21 protein-coding genes are annotated in these 22,937 nt (G+C 69.5%); 15 read left to right on the top strand and 6 right to left on the bottom strand.

All coding sequences use genetic code 11. The annotated features are described in order from the left end of the window. Positions 1-88: 88 nt before the first annotated feature. The 3 genes from pgl to zwf are packed head-to-tail and all read right to left on the bottom strand — an operon-like array spanning position 89 to position 3,272. A complete protein-coding gene (gene pgl, locus AC1G9L_RS13270; protein ID WP_010342663.1) occupies positions 89-808 on the bottom strand; it encodes a 6-phosphogluconolactonase in 720 nt (239 codons plus the stop codon). Further along, complete coding sequence (gene glk, locus AC1G9L_RS13265) at positions 805-1,812, bottom strand: glucokinase (RefSeq protein WP_017917730.1); 1,008 nt, start codon at positions 1,810-1,812, stop codon at positions 805-807. Before glk ends, pgl begins: the two co-directional genes overlap by 4 nt. Next, positions 1,809-3,272: a glucose-6-phosphate dehydrogenase gene (zwf, locus tag AC1G9L_RS13260; RefSeq protein ID WP_481069284.1), complete on the bottom strand. Its 1,464-nt coding sequence runs from the start codon at positions 3,270-3,272 to the stop codon at positions 1,809-1,811. Before zwf ends, glk begins: the two co-directional genes overlap by 4 nt. Positions 3,273-3,686: 414 nt before the next feature. Here zwf and AC1G9L_RS13255 point away from each other — a divergent pair, with 414 nt between their 5' ends. Continuing rightward, complete coding sequence (locus tag AC1G9L_RS13255; RefSeq protein ID WP_019799284.1) at positions 3,687-4,799, top strand: sn-glycerol-3-phosphate ABC transporter ATP-binding protein UgpC; 1,113 nt, start codon at positions 3,687-3,689, stop codon at positions 4,797-4,799. Between the two features lie 29 nt (positions 4,800-4,828). On the opposite strand, the gene ygfZ is transcribed toward AC1G9L_RS13255, so the two are convergent. Beyond that, on the bottom strand, positions 4,829-5,701 hold the full coding sequence (gene ygfZ / locus AC1G9L_RS13250; RefSeq protein ID WP_481069283.1) for a CAF17-like 4Fe-4S cluster assembly/insertion protein YgfZ: 873 nt from the start codon (positions 5,699-5,701) through the stop codon (positions 4,829-4,831). Between ygfZ and AC1G9L_RS13245 the strand changes: the two genes are divergently transcribed. The 9 genes from AC1G9L_RS13245 to lolD all read left to right on the top strand — a co-directional run bounded on the left by AC1G9L_RS13245 (position 5,603) and on the right by lolD (position 12,253). Then, positions 5,603-5,911, top strand: coding sequence for a DUF1674 domain-containing protein (locus tag AC1G9L_RS13245; protein WP_309252725.1), 309 nt, complete (start codon positions 5,603-5,605; stop codon positions 5,909-5,911). The two genes, ygfZ and AC1G9L_RS13245, sit on opposite strands and share 99 nt — an antisense overlap. Positions 5,912-5,971: 60 nt before the next feature. Next, positions 5,972-6,364, top strand: a complete 393-nt coding sequence (gene sdhC, locus AC1G9L_RS13240) for a succinate dehydrogenase, cytochrome b556 subunit (RefSeq protein ID WP_026144277.1) — start codon at positions 5,972-5,974, stop codon at positions 6,362-6,364. Continuing rightward, entirely contained in the window at positions 6,361-6,747 is a 387-nt protein-coding gene (sdhD, locus tag AC1G9L_RS13235) for a succinate dehydrogenase, hydrophobic membrane anchor protein (protein ID WP_017908440.1), read from the top strand. The genes sdhC and sdhD overlap by 4 nt, the downstream gene beginning before the upstream one ends. Positions 6,748-6,776: 29 nt before the next feature. Continuing rightward, positions 6,777-8,567 (top strand): succinate dehydrogenase flavoprotein subunit, encoded by a 1,791-nt coding sequence (gene sdhA, locus AC1G9L_RS13230; protein WP_019800466.1) that lies wholly within the window; start codon positions 6,777-6,779, stop codon positions 8,565-8,567. A 111-nt stretch (positions 8,568-8,678) separates the two neighbouring features. Then, positions 8,679-9,461, top strand: coding sequence for a succinate dehydrogenase iron-sulfur subunit (locus AC1G9L_RS13225; RefSeq protein ID WP_017908442.1), 783 nt, complete (start codon positions 8,679-8,681; stop codon positions 9,459-9,461). Positions 9,462-9,588: 127 nt separating this feature from the next. Beyond that, positions 9,589-9,837, top strand: coding sequence for an FAD assembly factor SdhE (locus tag AC1G9L_RS13220; protein ID WP_010342652.1), 249 nt, complete (start codon positions 9,589-9,591; stop codon positions 9,835-9,837). Beyond that, positions 9,788-10,240 (top strand): hypothetical protein, encoded by a 453-nt coding sequence (locus AC1G9L_RS13215; RefSeq protein ID WP_481069282.1) that lies wholly within the window; start codon positions 9,788-9,790, stop codon positions 10,238-10,240. The genes AC1G9L_RS13220 and AC1G9L_RS13215 overlap by 50 nt, the downstream gene beginning before the upstream one ends. A gap of 23 nt (positions 10,241-10,263) precedes the next feature. Further along, positions 10,264-11,508: a lipoprotein-releasing ABC transporter permease subunit gene (locus AC1G9L_RS13210; RefSeq protein ID WP_010342649.1), complete on the top strand. Its 1,245-nt coding sequence runs from the start codon at positions 10,264-10,266 to the stop codon at positions 11,506-11,508. 37 nt (positions 11,509-11,545) lie between these two features. After that, positions 11,546-12,253 (top strand): lipoprotein-releasing ABC transporter ATP-binding protein LolD, encoded by a 708-nt coding sequence (gene lolD / locus AC1G9L_RS13205; protein ID WP_019800856.1) that lies wholly within the window; start codon positions 11,546-11,548, stop codon positions 12,251-12,253. A 428-nt stretch (positions 12,254-12,681) separates the two neighbouring features. On the opposite strand, the gene AC1G9L_RS13200 is transcribed toward lolD, so the two are convergent. Then, on the bottom strand, positions 12,682-13,746 hold the full coding sequence (locus tag AC1G9L_RS13200; RefSeq protein WP_019800855.1) for an NAD-dependent epimerase/dehydratase family protein: 1,065 nt from the start codon (positions 13,744-13,746) through the stop codon (positions 12,682-12,684). A 257-nt stretch (positions 13,747-14,003) separates the two neighbouring features. On the opposite strand from AC1G9L_RS13200, the gene AC1G9L_RS13195 reads away from it, so the two are divergent. Genes AC1G9L_RS13195 through lpxK form a run of 5 tightly spaced genes read left to right on the top strand, consistent with a single transcriptional unit; the run spans position 14,004 to position 20,360 of the window. Beyond that, on the top strand, positions 14,004-16,562 hold the full coding sequence (locus AC1G9L_RS13195; RefSeq protein ID WP_481069281.1) for a DNA internalization-related competence protein ComEC/Rec2: 2,559 nt from the start codon (positions 14,004-14,006) through the stop codon (positions 16,560-16,562). Further along, positions 16,456-17,118 (top strand): MotA/TolQ/ExbB proton channel family protein, encoded by a 663-nt coding sequence (locus tag AC1G9L_RS13190; RefSeq protein WP_029562039.1) that lies wholly within the window; start codon positions 16,456-16,458, stop codon positions 17,116-17,118. The genes AC1G9L_RS13195 and AC1G9L_RS13190 overlap by 107 nt, the downstream gene beginning before the upstream one ends. Positions 17,119-17,122: 4 nt before the next feature. Further along, positions 17,123-17,560, top strand: a complete 438-nt coding sequence (locus AC1G9L_RS13185) for an ExbD/TolR family protein (RefSeq protein ID WP_019800228.1) — start codon at positions 17,123-17,125, stop codon at positions 17,558-17,560. Continuing rightward, positions 17,557-19,329, top strand: a complete 1,773-nt coding sequence (msbA, locus tag AC1G9L_RS13180) for a lipid A export permease/ATP-binding protein MsbA (protein ID WP_481069280.1) — start codon at positions 17,557-17,559, stop codon at positions 19,327-19,329. Before AC1G9L_RS13185 ends, msbA begins: the two co-directional genes overlap by 4 nt. Then, positions 19,326-20,360 carry a tetraacyldisaccharide 4'-kinase gene (gene lpxK / locus AC1G9L_RS13175; protein ID WP_481069279.1) on the top strand — a complete coding sequence of 345 codons (1,035 nt, stop codon included), beginning with the start codon at positions 19,326-19,328 and terminating at the stop codon, positions 20,358-20,360. The genes msbA and lpxK overlap by 4 nt, the downstream gene beginning before the upstream one ends. A gap of 226 nt (positions 20,361-20,586) precedes the next feature. Here lpxK and AC1G9L_RS13170 read toward each other — a convergent pair whose 3' ends face one another. After that, entirely contained in the window at positions 20,587-22,791 is a 2,205-nt protein-coding gene (locus AC1G9L_RS13170) for a TonB-dependent siderophore receptor (RefSeq protein WP_019802415.1), read from the bottom strand. Positions 22,792-22,937 lie beyond the last annotated feature (146 nt).

Raw genomic sequence — 22,937 nt, 5'->3', positions numbered from 1 at the left:
GGAATCGGCAACAGGGAAATCGGAAGAGCGGAAAAGCGTCAGCGCGCAGCCGTTGCCAATCCCTAATCACCAATCCCCAATCCCGGCCTCACTCGCACCAATGCACGCGCAGGCGCGCACCCGGCGTATCGAAGGCGACGCGGATCGGATACTCGTGCGGGTCGGTGCCGGCCAGCGCGCGCTCCAGCACCTCCAGCTTCTGCTTGCCGCGCAACAGCAGCATGCGCTGGCCGATCGGCGCCAGGCCGGCCGGGGTCAGGGTGATGCGCAGCGGCCAGGTGTTGGCGCCGGGGCAGCCTGTGGCGTCGAGCGCGGCGTAGGGCAGCGGGTTGGTCAGCGCCTTGTTCAGGTCGGTGGCGCCGGGAAACAGCGAAGCGGTGTGGCCGTCGCCGCCCATGCCCAGCACCGCCATGCACGCGGCCGGGGCGTGCTGCGCGTGCAGGTTGGCGGCGTGCACGCTCTCCTGCAGCGGCTTGCCGACCCGCACCAGCGGTTCGAAACGCGCCTCCTCGGCGCGGTCCAGCAGGCTGTGCCGGACCAGGTAGGCGTTGCTGTCGCTGTCCTGCGGCGACAGCCAGCGCTCGTCGACCAGGCCGACTTCCAGCTTCGACCAGTCCAGCGGCAACTCGGCCAGCGCCTGGTACACCGGGGCCGGGGTGGTGCCGCCGGACAGCAGCAGGCGCGCGCCGCCGCGGCGCTGGATCTCCTCGCGCAGCGCGGTGCCGATCTCGGCCGCCGCCGCGTCGATCCATTCGTCCGGATCGTCGTAGCGGATCAGCGTGATGCGGTCGGACAGCGTGGGGCTCATGCGATGGCTCCTGGGGATTGCCGCGCGGCGTCCACCGCGTAGGCGGCGGCGCCGAGCAGGCCGGGACGGGGGTGGATCACCGCCAGCGACGGCACCCGCGCCATGATCGACGAAAACCGGCCCTTGTGCTCGAAGCGCTGGCGGAACCCGGAATGCTGGATCGCGTCGAGCATCTTCGGCACCAGCCCGCCGGTCAGGAACACGCCGTCCCAGGCGCCCTGCATCAGCACCAGATCGCCGGCGATGGCGCCGAACACGGCGCAGAACACGTCCACCGTGCGCATCGCCCGGTAGTCGCCCTGCGCGGCGCGCGCGGTGATGTCCTCCGGCTGCAGCGGGCCCGGATCGTCGCCGGCGATCTCGCTGAGCGCGCGGTGGATGTTGACCAGGCCAGGGCCGCAGATCAGGCGCTCGTTGGAGACGCGGCCGAACTGCTGCGACAGCAGCTCCAGGATGCGGATCTCCTCCGGCGTGCCCGGCGGGAAGCTGACGTGGCCGCCCTCGGTCTCCAGCGGAAAGCAGCGCCCGCCGCGCATCAGCAGGCCGCCCACGCCCAGGCCGGTGCCGGGGCCGATCACCCCGTAGTTGCGCGGCACCTCGACCGGCGACGGCGTCCAGCTGGCGCCGCCGACCTGGACCACGTCCTGCGGCCGCAGCAGGCTGATCGCCATCGCCTGCGCGGCGAAATCGTTGATCAGGTGCAGTTCGTCGAAGCCGAGCATGGCGCGGGTGCGCGCCCGCGAGATCACCCACGGATGGTTGGTGATGCGCGCCTCGTCGCCGTCGACGCGGCCGGCGACCGCGAAGGTGCCGCTGCGCGCGTCCACCCCGGTCTGTTCCAGGTAATGGCGGGCGGCGTCGCCCAGCGACGGGAATTCCACCACCGCGTAGGTCTGGGTGCTGTCGTCGAGCAGCGGCACCGAGGCGTCGAGATCGGCGAGGGCGAAACGGGCATTGGTGCCGCCGATGTCGGCGACCAGCACCGGGCGCTGCGGCGCGCTCATTGCGCGACCTTCGGCGCGGCACCGGACTGGTCGCAGGAGACGTAGGCCTGCGCTTCCTGCGGCCCCCAGCTGCCGGCCGGGTAGGGCAGCAGCGGCAGGTGCGCCTGCGCCCAGGCGGCGCTGACGCTGTCGATCCAGGCCCAGGCGGCGCGGACTTCGTCGTCGCGCACGAACAGCGCATGGTTGCCGTTGAGCGCGTCGAGCATCAGCCGCTCGTAGGCGATGCGCCGGTGCAGGCCGGTGGGCACCGACAGTTCCAGTTCCAGCGGCTGCAGTTCCAGCGCGCCCCATTCCGGGCCGGCCAGGCTGCTCATCAGCCCCAGTTCGATGTTCTCCTGCGGCTGCAACTGGAAGGTCAGCCGGTTCGGCGCCACCTGCTGCGCGGCCGGGCGCTCGAACAGCCAGTGGGTGACCGGCTTGAGCGTGACCACCACGCGGGTGGAGCGCTCGGCCAGGCGCTTGCCGGTGCACAGGCGGAACGGCACCCCGGCCCAGCGCCAGTTGTCGATGTAGGCGGTGACCGCGGCGAAGGTTTCCACGTCGCTGCCTTCCGGCGGCTGGTAGGCCTGCGCCGGCTGGCCGTTGATGGTGCCGGCGGTGTAGCGCCCGCGCACGCTGTCGCGGGCGGCATGCTCTGCGCTCAGCGGACGCAGCGCGCGCAGCACCTTGACCTTCTCGTCGCGGATGCGGTCGGCTTCCAGCGACGCCGGCGGCTCCATCGCCACCAGGCACAGCAACTGCAGGATATGGCTCTGCACCATGTCGCGCAGCGCGCCGGAGCGCGCGTAGTAGGCGTCGCGGCCGTCCACGCCCTCGCTCTCGGCGACCAGGATGTCCACCGACTCGATGTAGTTGCGGTTCCACACCGCTTCCAGCAGCGTGTTGCCGAAGCGCAGCGCGATCAGGTTCTGCACCGCGGCCTTGCCCAGGTAGTGGTCCAGGCGGAACACGCGGTCCTCGTCGATCAGCGCGCCGATCGCCTGCACGATCTCGCGGGCGCTGTCCGAATCGTGGCCGATCGGCTTCTCCAGCATCAGCCGGTGCGGCGCGGCCAGGGCGCCGCCCAGGGCCAGTCCCTGGCAGGTGCTGATGTACAGCCCCGGCGGGATCGCCAGGTAGCTCACGCAGCGGCGCGCGGTCAGGTCGCGCACCGCGGCGGCCACCGATTCGGCATCGCGCAGGTCCACCGAGCGGTAGTCGATGCGCGCCAGCAGCGCCTGCACGATCGATTCGCCGATCTGCGGCATCGCCGCCTGCAGGCGCGGCTTGAGGAGTTCGTGGAACTTGGCGGTGTCGTGCGGCGACAGCGCCAGTGCGCGAATGCGGAAGTCTTCCGGCAGGAAGCCGTCGTCGAGCATGCGCAGCAGCGAGGGGAACAGGTAGCGCTGGGCCAGATCGCCGGTGGCGCCGAACAACAGGAAGGTATCGTGCATCGACCGGGTTTCGGTTTCGGGTGACATGGTGTCGATCACCTGGGGGCTAGGAGTGACGTGGCGTGGGAAAGCGAACGGCGGCGACGGCCTGTATCCGGCCGGTTCGGGCGAGAGCGTGACGCGGGAGGGCCGCCAGGCGGGAACGCACGATCCAGGAGATGAATACGACTGCCAGACCTCTGAGCATACCTCTCCAATGCCTCATGCTGCAGGTCGGTCGTCATCCGGCAGGATGACGGCGGCGCGCCGGAGCGGCGGCTGGCGGATCGCATTGCATGCCCTCCCAGGCTCGATGTTGCCCCGTGAAAACGGTTACATGGCAGAATACCGCATCGCGATCCATTGTTGCCTGCGCGCGGGCATGATGCGACCCGAATTCGTATGCACTGCCCTCGGGAGGGACCGGCGGCAGCCCGTTCCTCACTGCCGGAAACCGGATACATGGCGAAAGTACAACTGGACAACATCCGCAAGGTCTACGACAACGGCCAGGTCGCCGTGCACGGGGCCAGCTTCGAAGTGGCCGACGGCGAACTGATGGTGCTGGTCGGGCCCTCGGGCTGCGGCAAGTCCACGCTGCTGCGGATGATCGCCGGCCTGGAAGAGATCAGCGGCGGCGAGCTGCGCATCGGCGAGCGCGTGGTCAACGAGGTGGCGCCGAAGGACCGCGACATCGCCATGGTGTTCCAGAGCTATGCGCTGTACCCGCACATGACCGTGGCCGAGAACCTGGCGTTCGGGCTCAAGCTGCGCGGCGAGAGCAAGGAGGTCATCCGCCAGCGCGTGGCCGCCGCCGCCGACACCCTGGGCCTGACCCCGATGCTGGACAAGCTGCCGCGCGCCATGTCCGGCGGCCAGCGCCAGCGCGTGGCGCTGGGCCGCGCGCTGGTGCGCGAGCCGGCGGTGTTCCTGCTCGACGAGCCGCTGTCCAACCTGGACGCCAAGCTGCGCCATTCGGTGCGTACCGAGATCGCGCAGCTGCACCGCAAACTCGGCACCACCATGATCTACGTCACCCACGACCAGGTCGAGGCGATGACCCTCGGCCAGCGCATCGTCGTGCTCAAGGACGGTGTGATCCAGCAGATCGACACGCCGATGGCGCTGTACGACCGCCCGGCCAACCTGTTCGTGGCCGGTTTCCTCGGCAGCCCGGCGATGAACGTGCTGCGCGGGCGGCTGGTGGAGGAGGGCGGCTTGCAGCTGCAGTTGCAGGACGGCGGGCGGGTGCCGCTGCCGGGTGCGCAGGTTGCGCCGCAGTGGTTGGGCCGTGAGCTGGCGATCGGCGTGCGGCCGGAGCACCTGCAGCCCAGCGACGACGCGCAGGGCGGCTTCGAGGCCACCATCGAGGTGATCGAGCCGGTCGGCAACGAGATCTTCGTCAATCTCAGCCACGGCGCGCAGCCACTGGTGATGCGGGTGGCGCCGCGTGCGCTGCCGGGCCTGGGCGAGCGCCTGCGGGTGGCGGTGCGCGGCGATGCGCTGCACTTCTTCGATGCCGAGAGTGGGGGGCGCCTGGAGAGTGGGGAATCGGGAATCGGGAATCGGGAATAGCAAAAGCAACAGCGAAAGCGCCGGCGCGCTCAGCGCGCCAGGCCGTCGATCAGAGGCTGCCACCTTGCGGGGTGGCCGTCGATGTCCAGTTCCGCCGGCGGCGCCTCCTCGAGCGGCAGCACCGCCAATGCCAGGGTGCCGGCGACGCTGACCACGCTGCCGAACGGCTGGCCGTCGCGCAGCACCGGTGCGTCGATCGCGACGGGCGCATCCACTTCCAGCAACTGCACGGCGCGCTTGGCCTTGCCCAGGAAGTGGGTGCGGGCGACGATTTCCTGGCCGGGGTAGCAGCCCTTCTTGACGCTGAAGGCGTGCAGCCGGTCCAGGCCCAACTGTTGCGGCGTCCATTGTTCGCGCTGGCTCGGCGCAAGCCGGGCCAGGCCCAGGCGCAGGTCGGCCGCGCGCCAGGCCTCCGCCAGTGCCGGGTCGGCAACAGGCGCATCCGCCGCTGGCGCCGGCACCAGCCGCAGGGTGCGCGGCAGGCCGTCGCCGCCCATGTCCAGTTCGATCACGCCGGCCTCATCGCGCGCCGACGCCGCGCCCCGGGCCTGCTCGGGTAGGCTCAAACGACCGAAGGCATGCAGCGTGTCCTCGACCGTGACGCGCAGCTTGCGCCGGAACACGAAGCGGCCCAGTGCCGTTGCCAGTTCCTCGGCGCCGCCGTCGGCCAGCAGCATCAGCAAGGCGTCGTCGGCCTGGCGCAGCAGCGCGAACACCGCGATCACCCGGCCCTTGGCGGTGAGCCAGGCGTTCCATTGCCATTGCCCGGGCGCCAGCGCCTGCACGTCGTTGGCGAATTGCGCATGGGCGAAGGCCGCTGCATCCGGACCGCGCAATGCGACGTATTGCAGGTGTGGCAAGGCGGAAAAACCGCCGGATTCCAGATTCAGGTTGTCAGGCACGAGAGGGGAGGACTAAAATTGACGAGTTGTGAGACCCGCATGATAGGCCAACCAACCCCCACACCCGAGTCCGATCCCGAAACGCAGCGGCCTGCCGAGGACACCCCTCCGCAGACCGAGCCTGCGCCGCGGGAGATCGGCGGGCGCGGCGGCCTCGAGCCGACGCGCTACGGCGACTGGGAGAAAAACGGACGCTGCATCGATTTTTGAGCAGCTTTGAGCCAACGCGGCCTTAAGCACGCCGCCCAGCCGAGACAACGAGCCCAGCGAATGGCTACGCGCGAACGTCCCCTTTCCCCGCATCTGCAGGTCTATCGCTGGCAGATCCAGATGGTCACGTCCATCCTGCACCGTGCCACCGGCATCGTGCTGTCGGTCGGTGCCCTGATCATCGCCGCCGCGCTGCTGGTGCTGATGCTCGGCCCGGCGTCCTGGAACTGCTTCCGTGGCATGGCCGGCGCCTGGTACGGCCAGGTATTCCTGTTCGCCTGGAGCTGGGCCTTCGCCTACCACCTGTGCAACGGCCTGCGCCACATCGTGCAGGACTTCGGCCACGGCTACAGCATCCCCGCGTTCGTGCGCAGCAGCTGGATGTCGGTGGTCGGCAGCCTGGTGATCGTGGCGCTGATCTGGGCCTACGTCCTCCACGGAGCCGCCGCATGAGCCGCTATCGCACCCCCCTGAAGAACGTCCGCGGCCTGGGCGCGGCCAAGTCCGGTACCGAGCATTTCGTGCTGCAGCGGCTCACCGCTACCGCGCTGGTCGGCCTGACCGTGTGGTTCCTGGTGTTCGTGCTGAGCCTGCTCGGCGCCGACTACGTCACCGCCACCGAAGCGGTGGCCAAGCCGTGGAACGCGGTGCTGCTGGTGGGCTTCCTGATCGCGATGTTCTGGCACGCGCAGATCGGCCTGCAGGTCATCCTCGAAGATTACGTACACAACTCGCTGCTGGCCCTGGCGCTGCAGACCACGGTGAAGTTCGTCGCCGTGCTCGGCGCGATCGTCGGTGTATTCGCGGTCGCCCGCATCGCGCTGGGCAGCGCCTGATCGGCGCCCGGAACAGGAACTCAGATTCGATGTCCGCTTACAAGATCACCGAACACAAGTACGACATGGTCGTGGTCGGCGCCGGCGGCGCCGGCCTGCGCGCCACCTTCGGCCTGGCCCAGAAGGGCCTGCAGACGGTCTGCCTGACCAAGGTCTTCCCGACCCGTTCGCACACCGTGGCCGCGCAGGGCGGCATCTCCGCCGCGCTCGGCAACATGGGCGAGGACGACTGGCGTTACCACTTCTACGACACCATCAAGGGCTCGGACTGGCTGGGCGACCAGGACGCCATCGAGTACATGTGCCGCGAGGCGATCCCGGCGATCATCGAGCTGGAGCATTACGGCGTGCCGTTCAGCCGCACCGAGGACGGCAAGATCTACCAGCGTCCGTTCGGCGGCATGACCACCAAGTACGGCGAAGGCCCGTCCGCGCAGCGCACCTGCGCCGCCGCCGACCGTACCGGTCACGCCATGCTGCACACGCTGTACCAGCAGTCGCTGGCGCACAACGCGCGCTTCATGATCGAGTACTTCGCGCTCGACCTGATCTTCGACGAGGAAGGCGCCTGCCGCGGCGTGCTCGCCCTGGACATGGCCGAAGGCTCGCTGCACCTGTTCCGCGCCCACGGCGTGGTGCTGGCCACCGGCGGTTACGGCCGCGCCTACTTCAGCGCCACCTCGGCGCACACCTGCACCGGCGACGGCGGTGGCCTGGTGATGCGCGCCGGCCTGCCGATGCAGGACATGGAGTTCGTGCAGTTCCACCCGACCGGCATCTACGGCGCCGGCTGCCTGATCACCGAAGGCGTGCGCGGCGAAGGCGGTATCCTGCGCAACAGCAGCGGCGAACGCTTCATGGAGCGCTACGCGCCGCACTACAAGGATCTGGCCTCGCGCGACGTGGTGTCGCGTTCGATGACCATCGAGATCCGCGAAGGCCGCGGCGTCGGCGAGCACAAGGACCACATCCTGCTCGACCTGACCCACCTCGGCCCGGGCGTGATCGACGACAAGCTGCCCGGCATCGCCGAGAGCGCGCGCATCTTCGCCGGCGTCGACGTGCACAAGCAGCCGATCCCGGTGATCCCGACCGTGCACTACAACATGGGCGGCATCCCGACCAATTACCACGGCGAAGTGGTGCGCAAGGACGGCGACAACCCCGATGCGGTGGTGCCGGGCCTGTACGCCATCGGCGAGGCCGCCTGCGTGTCGGTGCACGGCGCCAACCGCCTGGGCTCCAACTCGCTGCTCGACCTGGTGGTGTTCGGCCGCGCGGTGGCCAACCGCTGCGCCGAGACGATCAAGACCGGCGCCCCGCACAAGGGGCTGCCGGGCGACGCCTGCGACAAGGCGCTGGGCCTGCTGGACAAGCTGCGCAACGCCAACGGCAGCACCCCGACCTCGGTGATCCGCGACAAGATGCAGCGCACCATGCAGTCCGACGCGGCGGTGTTCCGCACCAGCAAGACGCTGAAGGAAGGCGTGGACAAGATGGCCGACATCTTCGCCAGCTTCGAGGACGTCAAGGTGTCCGACCGCTCGCTGGTGTGGAACTCCGACCTGATCGAGACCTACGAGCTGAACAACCTGCTGCTCAACGCAGTGGCGACGATCAACTCGGCCGAACAGCGCAAGGAAAGCCGCGGCGCGCACGCCCACGAGGATTTCCCCGGCCGCGACGACGTCAACTGGCAGAAGCACACGCTGGTCACCGTCGACGACAAGGGCCAGTGCAGCTTCGACTACCGCCCGGTGCACATGTACACGCTCAGCAAGGACGTGGACGTGGTGCCGCCGAAGCCGCGCGTTTACTGACCACAGCCGGGAAACGGGAGTAGGGAATCGGGAATCGAGAACAGCGCATGCGCTCTTCGCTCCCGCTTCCCATTCCCCATTCCCCAATCCCCATTCCCGGATTTTAAAGCCATGGCAGAGTTCACCCTCCCCAAGAATTCCAAGATCGGCAAGGGCAAGCACTTTCCCGCCAAGGGCGCGAAGAACGTGCGGACCTTCAAGGTCTACCGGTGGAATCCGGACGACGACAGCAACCCGCGGACCGACACCTACGAGGTGGACCTGGACGCGTGCGGCCCGATGGTTCTGGACGCGCTGATCAAGATCAAGAACGAGATCGACCCGACCCTGACCTTCCGCCGCTCGTGCCGCGAGGGCATCTGCGGCTCGTGCGCGATGAACATCGACGGCACCAATACGCTGGCCTGCACCAAGGCGATCAGCGACTGCGGCAAGAAGGAAGTGCCGATCTACCCGCTGCCGCACATGAGCGTGGTCAAGGATCTGGTGCCGGACCTGACCCACTTCTACGCGCAGTACGCCTCGATCAAGCCGTGGATCCGCACCCAGACCCCGCCGCCGCCGGACCGCGAGCGGCTGCAGTCGCCGGAGGACCGCAAGAAGCTCGACGGCCTGTACGAGTGCATCCTGTGCGCCTGCTGCTCGACCAGCTGCCCGAGCTACTGGTGGAACGGCGAGCGTTACCTGGGTCCGGCGATCCTGCTGCAGGCCTACCGCTGGATCATCGACTCGCGCGACGAGGACACCGGTGCGCGCCTGGACGATCTGGAAGATCCGTTCAAGCTGTACCGCTGCCACACCATCATGAACTGCGCGCGGACCTGCCCGAAGGGCCTGAACCCGGCGCTGGCGATCGCCGAGATCAAGAAGCTGATGATGGCGCGCCGCGCCTGATCGCAGCGGCGCACGTTCCAAGCGGCGGGCCTTCCCGCCGACCGCGCGGCACCTGCTTTCGGGTTCGGTGCCGCGTTCGTTTTCGGCGGCTGCCGTGCGGAGCCGCCCCCAGGCAAGGGCGCATGCGATGGACGAGAGCACCGAACTGAAGAAGCTGCGCTGGCGCTGCCGGCGCGGCATGCGCGAACTGGACCAGCTGTTCGGCCGCTATCTGGACCGGCGCTGGGGGGAAGCTTCCGAAGCCGAGCGCGGGGTTTTCCTATACCTGCTCGATTGCGAGGACGATAAGTTGTGGCGCTGGTTCATGGGCTACGAGGCCTGTCCCGATGCACGCGCCGCCGATCTCATCGCTTCCATCCGCGCCATGCCGGCTTGACTGGCGCCCCTCGCGCTGGCTGCTGGCCGCGCTGACCCTGCTCGGCGCGCTGGCGCCGCTGTCGCTGCTCGGTTCCGACCTGCCGCCACGCCTGGCCTGGCCGGCCGCCGTGCTGGCGCTGCTGTACGCGGCGTGGCTGCTGCGCCGCGAGGCCGGGCGGGCGCCGCTCACGTTGATGCTTCCTGCCGGTGCCGGTTCGCCCAGCGTCGACGGCGCGGCGGTGAGCGACCTGCAGATTGCCTGGCGCGGGCCGCTGGCGTTCGTGTGCTGGCGCGACGCGCAGGGGCGTACGCAGCGCCTGGCGTGGTGGCCGGACACGCTGCCGCCGGCGGCACGACGTGAACTGCGTCTGGCCGCTGCCGCCCATGCCGCTTCGTCTGCGCCGCCGCAAATGGCACCATAGCGCTCCCTGGATGGTGGCTGCGCATGTTCAAACCCTTACCCGTGGCCATCGGCCTGCGCTATCTGCGCGCCAAGCGCCGCAACAATTTCATCTCCTTCATCTCCATGGCCTCGATCCTCGGTATCGCCCTGGGCGTCACCGTGCTGATCACCACCCTGGCGGTGATGAGCGGGTTCCAGAAGGAGATCCGCGACCGCCTGCTGCAGATGGCCGCACACGCCACGGTCAGCGCGCAGGGCGCGCCGATGGAGGACTGGCAGCACGCGGTGGACGTGGCCATGCGCGACAAGCGCGTCGCCGGCGCCGCGCCCTACGTCGAGGAAGAGGCGCTGCTGACCGGCCAGCGCAACCAGCCGGCGATCGTCCGCGGCATCCTGCCCAAGGAAGAGGCCAAGGTCTCGGTGCTGGCGCAGAAGATGAAGCAGGGCTCGGTCGACAGCCTGACCCCGGGGTCCTACAACATCCTGCTTGGCCAGGAGCTGGCGCTGTGGCTGGGCGTGGGCGTCGGCGACAAGGTGGTGGTGATGCTCGGCGAGCCGCAGGCCAGCCCGATGGGCATGGTGCCGCGCTACAAGCGCTTCACCGTCAGCGGCATCTTCGAGGCCGGCTACAACGAGATCGACCGTGGCCTGGCGGTGACCAGCATGCCCGACCTGCAGCGGGTGCTGCGCATGGGCGACGGCGTCACCGGCGTGCGTCTGAAGCTGTACGACATGGACCAGGCCTGGAACGTGGCGCGCGACCTGGCGCTGAACCTGCACGGCCCCTACATGGTCAGCGACTGGACCCGCGAGAACGCCAACCTCTACCAGTCGCTGAAGATGGAAAAGACGGTGATGGGCATCCTGCTGTCGCTGATCATCGCGATGGGCGCGTTCAACCTGGTGTCCTCGCAGGTGATGCTGGTGACCGACAAGCAGGCCGATATCGCCATCCTGCGCACGCTGGGACTGAGCCCGGGCGGGGTGATGCAGGTGTTCATGGTGCAGGGCACGCTGATCGGCGTGATCGGCACCGTCGCCGGCGTGATCGGCGGCATCGTGCTGACGCTCAACCTGGAGCGGATCCTGGCCGGCATCGAGGCGGTGTTCAACATCAAGCTGCTGCCTGAGGACGTCTACTACATCACCGGCCTGCCTACCGACATGCAGCCGCACGACGTCATGGTGATCACCATCGTGGCCTTGCTGATGAGCTTCCTGGCCACGCTGTACCCGGCCTGGCGTGCGGCGCGCACGCAGCCGGCGGAGGCGCTGCGCTATGAATGAGGGCCGGGAATCGGGAATGGGGAATCGGGAATCGGGAATGCAGAAGCCACAAGCGGGCGCGGCGATCCGCGCCGAAGGCCTGGCCAAGACCTACGCCGAAGGCAAGATGCGCACGCCGGTGTTCGACGGCCTTGAGCTGAGCGTGGCCGCTGGCGAGACCGTGGCCATCGTCGGCGCGTCCGGTGCCGGCAAGAGCACCTTGCTGCACCTGCTCGGCGGCCTCGACGTGCCCACCTCCGGCGAGGTCTACGTGGCCGGGCAGCGCATGTCGGCGCTGACCGACGCGGCGCGCGGGCAGTTGCGCAACCGCTCGCTGGGCTTTGTCTACCAGTTCCATCACCTGCTGCCCGAGTTCACCGCACTGGAGAACGTGATGATGCCGGTGCTGCTGGGCGGCGCGCCGATGCCCGATGCCGATGCGCGCGCGCGGGCGCTGCTGGAATCGGTGGGCCTGGGCCATCGTCTGGAACACAAGCCGGGCGAGCTGTCCGGCGGCGAGCGCCAGCGCGCCGCGGTGGCGCGTGCGCTGGTCAATCGCCCGGCCTGCGTGCTCGGCGACGAGCCGACCGGCAACCTCGACGACAAGACCGCGGCCAACGTGTTCGCGCTGATGCTCGAACTCAACCGTGCGCAGCGCACCAGCCTGGTCCTGGTCACCCACGACCGCAGCCTGGCGCGCAAGCTGGACCGGGTGCTGGAACTGCATCAGGGCAAGCTGCGCGAATTGGCGCCTGCGGATATTTGAGCGAGTGTGGTGGCGGCCGCATGTGCCGCCGTCTTGCACGTTCTGGGGCAGGGTCGCGGCCTGAGGTCGCGAGCCGCTGAAGTCTGTTGCATGCGCGGCCGGGCGTGACAGCCTGGCTTGCTGTGCAGCGCTCGCGGTCACGACAAGAGCAGTGTCCTGCGACCCGATGCAGTGCGCGTCGGGACTGAAGTCCCTCCCACAGTGCACATCGCCGCTTCGCTGAGCGGTGGAGGGATGTGAGGCTCCACGAATGAGGCAGCAAGTTGCAGCGGCTTCCTTGCATCTGCCGACGCCGAAGATCCTCGGACAGGCGGAAGCACTTCTAGCGCAAGCGCCCCGTAGGAGCGGCTTCAGCCACGATGGAGCATCACCGGTAGAGCCCGTCGCGGCTGAAAGCCGCTCCTACACGTGTCACCCAGCCGCGTGCCTCAGGGAATCACCCGCTGCGCGCGCAGTCGCGTGAACAGTTCCAGGAACGAGGCGCGGCTGTCGTAATAGCCCAAGAAACCAAGGTCGCGGCTCTTGGTCATGTCGTTGACGCACTCGATCTCGCGGCCGAGGTCGGCATCGGTGTGCCACCACGAGGCGAGCTGGTTGACGTCCGCCTGCACCAGCCCATGCTGCTCGGCGATCTCGCGCCACAGCGCCGGCGCGGTGTCCTGCAGGCGCGCTTGCAGCGGCATCGGCGCCTCCGGATAGGGGGCAGGGTCCAGGCCGAAGAACGCGGCGATCTCGCCCCACATCCAGCGCCAGCGGAACACGTCGCCGTTGACCGTGTTGAAGGCCTGGTTGCGTGCGGCCGGATTGGTCGCCGCCCAGGCCAGCTGGCGGCCGAGCAGGCTGGCGTCGGTGAGGTCGGTGAGGCTGTCCCACTGCGCGCGCGAGCCGGGAAACACGAACGGCTGCCCGGTGTGCTTGCACAGCGTCGCATACACCGCCAGGGTCACGCCCATGTTCATCGCATTGCTGCCGTTGGCCTGGCCGATCATGGTGTGCGAGCGGTGCACGCTCCAGCCGAAGCCATGGCGCGCGGCGGCGTCGAACAGCAGGTCTTCCAGCGTGTAGTAGAAATTCTCGCCCGGCTGCCGCGGTTCGCTCTCGCGGAACGGCGTCTCGGCCTTGCCGCTGCCGTAGTGCTCGAACGAGCCCAGGTAGTGCTTGGTGCCGGTGACCAGCGCCATGTGCTGCAGCGGCGCGCTGTCCAGGCCTTCGCACAGATGCCGCAGCATCGCGCCGTTGGCGGCGACGTTCTCCTTCTCGGTGTCGCGCCGGGTCCAGGTGCAGAAGAACACGTGGGTGATCGGTAGCCCGCGCAGCGCGGCCACGGTGGCCTCGCGGTCGAGCAGATCGGCCGCCACCGGAATCACGCCTTCCTGCGGCACCGGGCGGCGCGCCAGCCCATAGACGGTCCAGCCGTCGGCGACCAGGACGTTGGCGAGGTTGTAGCCGGAGATGCCAGTGACTCCGACGATCAAAGCGATGCCCTTGCGCATGCGCGAACTCCTTACGACGTGGGGTATCGCACCATAGGCGCGGGGCGATGAAGCTGCGGCGAACTGCGCCGGGACTGTGACGCGGCGCGCGCTTGGCTTAGGCAAATTCTGACGCGGTGTCCCGGCGTAGCCCGATGGCCCGCGTCGAATCGCGATGCGATGCTGGCACGGCGATCGCGATGGCATTGCACGTTGTGGATGCCCGCGCGGACTCGCGTCGTTGCGTCCGATCCGCCGATGCCAAGGAGGGCAAACACATGCAACTGGCAGCAGAGGCCGTGCCGCATCGAGACGCAGCTGGCGTCGACGCTGGCGTCTCGCATTGGCCGGCACCGGCGCCGTTTGGTGTTGCGGTCGCCGCCAGCCTCGCCGCCGGCGTGCTGGCCGCGCTGTGGCTGCCGCGCCTGCTGCCCTGGCCGCTGGCCGTGGCGATCCTGCTCGCCGGGGCGGCGCTGTACGTGGCGGCGCCGCGCTGGCGCTGGCTAGGGGCGTTCGCGATCGGTGCCGGCTGGCTGGCGTTGGTCGCCGGCATGGTACTGGCAAGGCAGTTGCCGGCCGACTGGGAAAAGCGCGTGGTCGACGTCCGCGGCCAGGTGGTGGAACTGCCGCAGGCGGAGACCCGCCGCACCCGCTTCCTGTTCCGCGTGGACAGCGACGCGGCGCAGCCGGCGCCGTTGCGCGGTCGCCTGCTGCAACTGGCGTGGTACGACGACTTCGGCACGCATCAGGCGGGGCCGCGCAGCGCGCTGCGCGCCGGCGCGCGCTGGCAGTTGCAGGTGCGCGTGCGCGCACCACGTGGCCTGAGCAATCCCGGCGGCTTCGACGCCGAGGCCTATGCGTTGGCGCAGCGCATCAGTGCCAGCGGCTACGTGGTGGCGCCGCATGCGGCAGCGCAACTGGCGCCGGGACAGGGCATCGACGCCTGGCGCGCGGGCATGTCCGCACGCATCGCTGCGGCGATACCGCAGGCCTCGGCGCGCTACGTGCAGGCGCTGGCGCTGGGCGACACGCGGCGTCTGGACGATCGCGACTGGCGCATCCTGCGCGCTGCCGGGCTGACCCATCTCATCGCCATTTCCGGCTTCCATGTCGGCCTGGTCGCCGGCGCCTTCGCGTTGCTTGGCGGCGGCCTGTGGCGGCTGTGGCCGCAACTGGGCCGCCATTGGCCACGCCGCCAGGCCGCGGCCGCGCTGGCGCTGCTCGGTGCCGGCGGCTATACGCTGGTGTCGGGCATGGCCCTGCCGACCGTGCGCACCGCCCTGATGATCGCGGTGGTGGTGGCGGCACGGCTGTGGCGGCGACCGGTGCGGGTGGTCGATGCGCTGGCGCTGGCGGCGATCGCCATGCTGCTCTGCGACCCCCTGGCGGTGCTCTCGGCCGGCTTCTGGCTGAGCTTCCTCGGTGTCGCCTGGCTGGCCTGGTGCATGCCCGATGCCGGCCGCGGCTGGCGCGAGACGTTGCGCAGTTTCCTGACCGCGCAGGGCGTGGCCACGGTCGGCCTGCTGCCGGTGAGCACGATGCTGTTCGGGCAGGCCTCGCTGGTCGGGCCGCTGGCCAATCTGCTGGCGATCCCCTGGTGGAGCCTGGTGGTGGTGCCGCTGGCCCTGCTCGGGACCGCGCTGGAGGCACTGCATCCCGGCGCCGGCGCCTGGCTGTGGCGCCTGGCCGCGGCCTGCTTCGACCTGACCTGGCCGTTGTTCGTTGCCCTGGGCGAAAGCCGCTTCGCGCTGCGCTGGTTGCCGGAGGCGCGCGACTGGGCGCTGCCGCTGGCCATGCTGGGCGCGTTCTGGCTGCTGTTGCCGCGCGCGGTGCCGGGCAAGCCGCTGGCGGCGCTGCTGTGGTTGCCGTTGCTGCACCCGCCACTGGAGCGGCCACGGCCGGGCGAGGTCGATCTGGTGATGTTCGACGTGGGGCAGGGGCTGTCGTTGCTGGTCCGCACCGCCCACCACCAACTGCTGTACGACACCGGGCCGGCGGTGGAGGACGGCTACGACGCGGGCGAGCGGGTGGTGGTGCCGGCGCTGCATGCGCTCGGCGTGGCGCGGCTGGATCGCGCGGTGATCAGTCATGGCGACAACGATCATGCTGGCGGCCTGGGCGCGGTGCGCGCGGCGCTGCCGATTGGCCTGACCCAGGCTCCCGCCGGTGCGCCGTTGCCGTTGGACCGGGCCTGCGTGGCCGGCGAGGCCTGGGAGTGGGATGGAGTGCGTTTCCGGTTCCTGCATCCGACGCCACACTTTCCCTATCTGCGCAACGAGTCCAGTTGCGTCCTGCGCGTGGAGACCGCGCACGGTGCGTTGCTGCTGGCCGGCGACATCGGCGACGTGGTCGAGCGCACGCTGCTGCGCGAGACGTCGCAGGCGCTGCACGCCGAGGTGGTAGTGGCGCCGCATCATGGCAGTGCGCATTCCTCGCAGCCGGCCTTCGTTGCCGCCACCGGCGCACGGCTGGTGCTGGTCTCGGCAGCCTACGGCAACCGCTTCGGCCATCCGCACCCGGGCGTGGTGGCGCGCTGGCAGGCCGCTGGTGCCGAGGTCGCCGGCACGCCGCAGGGCGGTGCGCTGCGCGTGTGGCTGGGGCGCGCCGGCCTGCAACTGCGCGAGCGGCGGTCCTGGCGGGCGCGGCTGTGGGACGCGGCGGAGCGGGCGCGGGCGGCTGCTATCCTATCGGCCAGTGAACGAACGGCCGAGCGTGCCGGAGGGTTGCGACGTGTGGGAACTGGTCAAGGCCGGTGGCTGGCCGATGGTGCCGTTGCTGCTGTTGGGCGTGGTCGCGCTGGCGATCGTCCTGGAGCGGTTCTGGAGCCTGCGCCGTAGCGAGGTGTTGCCGCCGGGACTGGGCCAGGAAGTGCGCAACTGGGCCACGCGCGGCAAGCTCGATCCCACCCACATCGAGTCGCTGCGGCGCAATTCGCCGCTGGGCGCGCTGCTCGCCGCCGGCCTGGACGTGCGCAACCGCCCGCGCGAGATCGTGCGCGAGCGCATCGAGGACACCGGCCGGCACGTCGTGCACCGCATGGAGCGCTACCTGAACGCGTTGGGCACGATCGCTTCGGCCGGGCCGCTGCTGGGCCTGCTCGGCACCGTGGTCGGCATGATCCAGATGTTCCTCGGCATCCTCGACCATGGCCTGGGCGATGTGAACCAGCTCGCCGGCGGCATCGGCAAGGCGCTGGTGTGCACCGCCACCGGCATGATCATCGCGGTGCCGGCGCTGATCTTCCATCGCCATTTCAAGGGCCGCATCGCCGGCTATGTGATCGAGATGGAGCAGGAAGCCACCGCGCTGACCGATGCGCTGGACGGCCACGGCCGTGCCGTGGCGCCGGCGGCACGCGGCGCCGCGTCGAACGCCGCGACGGCCAAGGGCTGAGCCGGTGCGGATCCGCGACGACCGTGGCCAGGACGAGCCGCAGATCGACCTGGTGCCGTTGATCGACGTCATCCTGGTGCTCATCATCTTCTTCGTCGTGACCACCACCTTCGATGCACGTTCGACGCTGCAACTGCAGTTGCCCAACGCCAGCGACCGCAATGCGCCGCCGCCGGCGCGCGCGCTGAGCGTGCTGATCAACGCCGACGGGCATTACTTCATCAACGACCAGGAAGTGCTGCGCACCGACGTGGAGTCGGTCAAGCGCAGCATCGCCCAGGTCGCCGGCGACGACCGCGAACAGCCGGTGTTGCTGCGCGCCGACGCGCGCACGCCTTACCAGGCGGTGGTCACCGCGCAGGACGCGCTGGGCCAGCTCGGGTTCCGCCGCATCGCCATCGCCACTGCCCCCGAAGTCAACAGGGACGGAAGCTCCAAGTGAATGTACCCACCGACGTGCCCGTCCAGGATTCCCCCTGGCGGACCTATCGCCGCCTGTTGTCCTATGCCGGCGGCTACCGCGGCCTGCTGCTGATCGCCGCCGTCGGCGCGCTGCTGGAAGCGCTGGCCGGCTCCGGCTTCCTGGCGCTGATGAAGCCGATCACCGACGAGACCTTCATCGCCCGCAACCGCGAGGTGGCGATGTGGCTGCCGTTGCAGATCGTCGGCCTGTTCGTGCTGCGCGGCATCGCCGGCTACGTCACCGACATGTCGATGGGGCGTGCGGCGCGGAGCATTTCCCGCGATTTCCGGGTCAACGTGCTGGACAAGTACCTGCGCCTGCCGGGCAGTCGCTTCGATGCCGAGCCGGTGGCGTCGATGCTGGTGCGGCTGGGCTCGGACAGCGAGCAGGTGGCGCAGGCCGCGGTCGACGCGATGAAGGTGATGGTGCAACAGACCCTGCAGATCGTCGGCGCGCTGGCGGTGATGCTGTGGTACAGCTGGACCGTGACCGTCACCATCCTGCTGGTGGCGCCGCCGCTGGCCTGGGTGATGGACCGCGTGGCCAAGCGCTATCGGCGGGTCAGTCATCGCATCCAGGAAAGCAACGCGGAACTGATGCAGTCCGCCGAGCAGGCCCTGTCCGGCAACCAGGAGGTCAAGGTCTACGGCGCGCGCGCCAGCGAGATGGAGCGCTACCAGCACCTGGCCAATACCAACCTGCATCTGGCGATGAAGGTCGAATCCACCCGCGGCATCTCCTCGGCGGCGGTGCAGTTGCTGGGCGCGATCGGCCTGGCCGCGCTGCTGCTGATCGCCGGCCACGAGGCGCTGGCCGGGCGCCTGACCGCCGGCGAGTTCGTGTCGCTGATGACCGCGATGATGGCGATCATCCCGGCACTGAAGAACCTCACCAATGTGCAGAACATGCTGCAGCGGGGCGTCGCCTCGGCGCAGCGGCTGTTCGTGGTGCTGGACGCGCCGGAGGAACAGGACAGCGGCACCCGCCACATCGAGCGCGCGCAGGGCCGGATCGAGTTCCGCGAGGTCACCGCCGCCTATCCGGGGCAGGCGCGGCCGGCGCTGGCCGAGGTCAGCTTCGTTGCCGAACCCGGCACCGTCACCGCCATCGTCGGCCGCTCCGGCAGCGGCAAGTCGAGCCTGGTCAAGCTGATCCCACGCTTCTACGACCCGCAGTCCGGGCAGATCCTGCTCGACGGCCATCCGCTGCAGGAGTACCGCCTGGAGGATCTGCGCCGGCAGATCGCCCTGGTCGGCCAGCAGGTGATGCTGTTCGACGGCAGCATCGCCGAGAACGTCGCCTACGGCGAGATGCGCGACGCGGGCCCGGCGCAACTGCAGCAGGCGATCGCCGACGCCAACGCGATGGAGTTCGTCGAGCACCTGCCCGAGGGCGTGCAGGCGCAGGTCGGGGCCAAGGGCGGGCGCCTGTCCGGCGGCCAGCGCCAGCGCCTGGCGATCGCCCGCGCCATGCTGAAGGACGCGCCGATCCTGATCCTGGACGAGGCCACCGCGGCCCTGGACAACGAATCCGAGCGGCTGGTGCAGGATGCCTTGCACCGGCTGATGCCCGACCGCACCACGCTGGTCATCGCCCACCGCCTGTCGACCATCGAACACGCCGACCAGGTGCTGGTGATGGACCACGGCCGCATCGTCGAGCGCGGCACCCACCACGAGCTGCTGGCGCTGGGCGGGGTGTATGCGCACCTGCACAGCATGCAGTTCCGCGAAAGGCAGTTCGGATGAGCGAGCGCGGGCCGCACACCCCCGCCTACTGGTACGGCACGGGTTCGCCGCCGCTGCATGCGCGCGTGTTGACCCCGCTGTACGCGGCGGCGATCGCGCTGCGCCGTGCGCTGTACCGGCGCGGCTGGCGCAAGCGCCACAGCATCGCCGCACCGGTGGTGGTGGTGGGCAATCTCACCGCCGGCGGTACCGGCAAGACGCCGCTGACCATCGCCCTGGTGCAGCGCCTGCGCGACGCCGGCTGGAATCCGGGCGTGGCCAGCCGCGGCTACGGCCGCAGCCAGCCGCAGGAACCGCGCTGGATCGAGCCGGGCACCTCGGCCGAGCAGGGCGGCGACGAGCCGGTGCTGATCGCGCGCAAGACCGGCGTGCCGGTGCGGGTGGACCGCGACCGCGTCGCCGCGGCGCGCGCGCTGCTGCAGGCCGGCTGCGACATCGTGGTCTGCGACGACGGCCTGCAGCACTACCGCCTGCAGCGCGACATCGAGATCGAGGTGGTGGACGGCCAGCGCCGCTACGGCAACGGCCGCCTGCTGCCGGCCGGGCCGCTGCGCGAGCCGGTGGCGCGCGGCAACGAATGCGATTTCCGGGTCATCAACCTGGGCCAGGCCAGCGACAGCGGCGCGCTCGAAGCCGGCTTCGGCGAATGGGCGATGCGCCTGCGCATCGACAGCGCGCAGCCGTTGCGCGGCGGCCGTGCGCGGCCGCTGCGCAGCTTTGCCGGCCAGCGCGTGCATGCCGTGGCTGGCATCGCCCACCCGCAGCGCTTCTTCGACATGCTGCGCGCGCAGGGCATCGGCGTGGTCCCGCATGCCTTTCCCGACCACCACCAGTACCGCGCCGCGGACCTGGCCTTCGGCAGCGAACTGCCGGTGCTGATGACCGAGAAGGACGCGGTGAAGTGCGCGACCTTCGTCAACGATTGGTGCTTCAGCGTGCCGCTGGTCGCCGAGCTGCCGGCGGCGTTCTGGATCGGCCTGCTGGACCGGCTGGACAAGCTGCGCGGCCGCGCCGGCGAGTCCGGCGACTAGCGGCGCGGCGCATCAACTGTTTCCGCCGCAATCGCGCCGGATCCAGCGTCTCCCGTAGGAGCGGCTTCAGCCGCGATGGGGCGTTACCGGTAAAGCCCATCGCGGCTGAAGCCGCTCCTACAGGACGCTCAAGACGCTTCCGACGAGAGGTGCCTGGAGGCACGCAGGCGGCACGACGCTCGTCGCAGCCCACGCCTTGAGCACCGCGTTCCGCCAGCGAACCGCGCTAGAACCGGTAGTTCAGCGACAGCGCAGTGTTGCGTGGCGCGCCATAGTAGCCCTGCGCCCAGTACAGGCTGTTGATGTACTTGCGGTCGGTGACGTTGTAGACGTTGAGCGTGGCGCTGAACTGCGGGGTGAAGTCGTAGTGCGCCATCAGCCCGAGCAGCGCGTAGCTGTCCTGTCGGGTGAAAATCTCATTGCCGCTGGTGTCCACGGCCTGCTGGTCGCGGGAGATGTCGCTTTGCCAGGTCAGCGTCGCGCCCAGCTTCAGCGCTTGCCACTGCGGCACGGTGTAGGTGCTGGCGAGCTTGAAGGTGCGGCGCGGCACGTAAGTGCGCACGTTGTTGCCGGCGTCGTCCTTGAGGCTCAGCTGGGTGTAGCCGGCATTGAGCTGCCAGTGTTCGCCGAGCCGGCCGGCGATGTCGAACTCGTAGCCGGTGGAGGTGGCGTCCACCGGCTTGTAGGTCTGCAGCGTGCCGACGTAGGCATCGGCTTCGGCGGTGTTGTCCTGCTTGGCGCGGAAAATGGCGAACGAAGCATTGACCCGCTGCTGCAGCCACTGGCCCTTGATGCCCAGTTCCGCGTTGCTGCCGGTGATCGGGTCCAGCACCCGCAGGTTGCGGTCCAGTTCGGTCTGCGGATTGAAGATCTCCGCATAGCTGGCGTACAGCGCGTAGTTCGGATCGAAGGTGTACACCGCGCCGACGAACGGGGTGGTCTTGCTGGCGTCGTAGACGTGCTGCACGCCGTAGTTCTGGCCGCTGCTCTCGATCCGGGTGTGGTTGACGCCGGTGATCAGCTTCAGCGCATCGCTGAGGTTCCAGCGCGCGGTGGCGTAGGCGCTGCGGCGGATCATGTCGAACGCGGCGCCGGTCGGCGCGGTGGTGAACGCCGGCAGGCCGATGTCGCCGCTCCAGTTCTCCAGGCTGGGCAGGGCGAACCAGGCGCTGGTGTCGCTGGAATCGGGGTAGGTGGAGACCTGCGAGACGTCGATGCCGGCCCACTTCACCCCGGCCACCAGTTCGTGCTCGCGTCCGCCCAGCACGAACGGGCCACTGGCGTAGAGGTCGGCGTACTTCTGGGTTTCGTGGCTGACGTAGCGCGAGGGATAGGAGTACAGCCCCAGCCCGGTGGCGCGCTCGGGCGTGCCGTAGGCGTAGAACAGGTTGCCGTCCGACTCCAGCTTGCGGTAGTTCAGCGCGGCCTTGAGCTGCCAGCCGCCACCCAGCGCCTGCTGCAGTTCCACGAATGCGCGCTTGTCGGTGCTGTTCCAGTACGACCAGTCGGCCGAGGTGCTGGTCGAGCGCGCATAGTGGGTGGCGCTGCCGTCGCTGTAATACAGGGGCAGGGCGCCCCACATGCCGCCGTGGGGTTCGTTCTTCTGGTAGCTGGCGCCCACGCTGAGCAGGGTGCTGTCGCTCAGGTCGGCCTCGACGATGCCGTAGACGCTGCGCTTCTTCAGCGAGTAGCGGTCCAGGTAGCTGTCGCCGTCCTGGCCGGCGGCGACGATGCGCCCGCGCACGCTGCCGCTGTGGTTGAGCTTGCCCGACAGGTCCGCGTCCACCCGCCGCATGTCCCAGCTGCCGGCGGTGACGCCGACGCTTCCCTGCAGGTCCTGGGTCGGGCGCTTGCGCACGAAGTTGATCGTCGCCGACGGGTTGCCGGTCGAGGACAGCAGGCCGTTGGCGCCGCGCAGCACCTCCACGCGCTCGTACATCGCCGTGTCCAGGTCGCCCTCGGCGCCGCCGTTGGTGAACGGCAGGCCCAGCCCGTCGACCTGGAAATTGATGATGTCGAAGCCACGCGCGGTGTAGTAGGTGCGGTCGGTCTCGATCTTCTCCACGTTGACGCCGGTGGCCAACGCCAGCACGTCGTTGGCGTTGCGCAGGCCGAAATCGTCCATCTGCTCGCGGCTGATCGTGCTCACCGACTGCGGCGTCTGCAGGGGGCTCAATACCAGGCCGGTGCCGGTGGCGCTGGCCGGCGGGGTGTAGCCGTCGCTGCGCTGCGCAACCACTTGCAGCTTGTCCAGCAGCGTCGGCGCGGCCTCGCCGGTCGAGGCCGCTTCTGCGGTGGTCGTATCCGCATCGGCCGCGCTGGCGGCCAGCGGCGCCAGCAGGGCGGCGAGCGCCAGGCACAGCGCGTGGCGGCGGACGGGGGCGCAAGCCGGCGATGCGGCGAGCCGGGCGGAACGGGCAGGAAGGTTCATCGGGCGGGATCTATAGAATGGGAGGGAACGGCGGTGCGCCGCGTGGCCGGCAAGCGCCATCGAGGATGGTCTGCTGCCGTTTCGTTGGCGAATACGAACTATTCTCAATAAGCAATGGAGAAAGATCAACGCATGTGTCGGTTTCC

The organism is Xanthomonas sp. NCPPB 1132 (assembly GCF_056629235.1).
The sequence above is the reverse complement of the archived record's forward strand: the minus strand, read 5'-3'. Positions and strand labels throughout refer to the sequence as shown.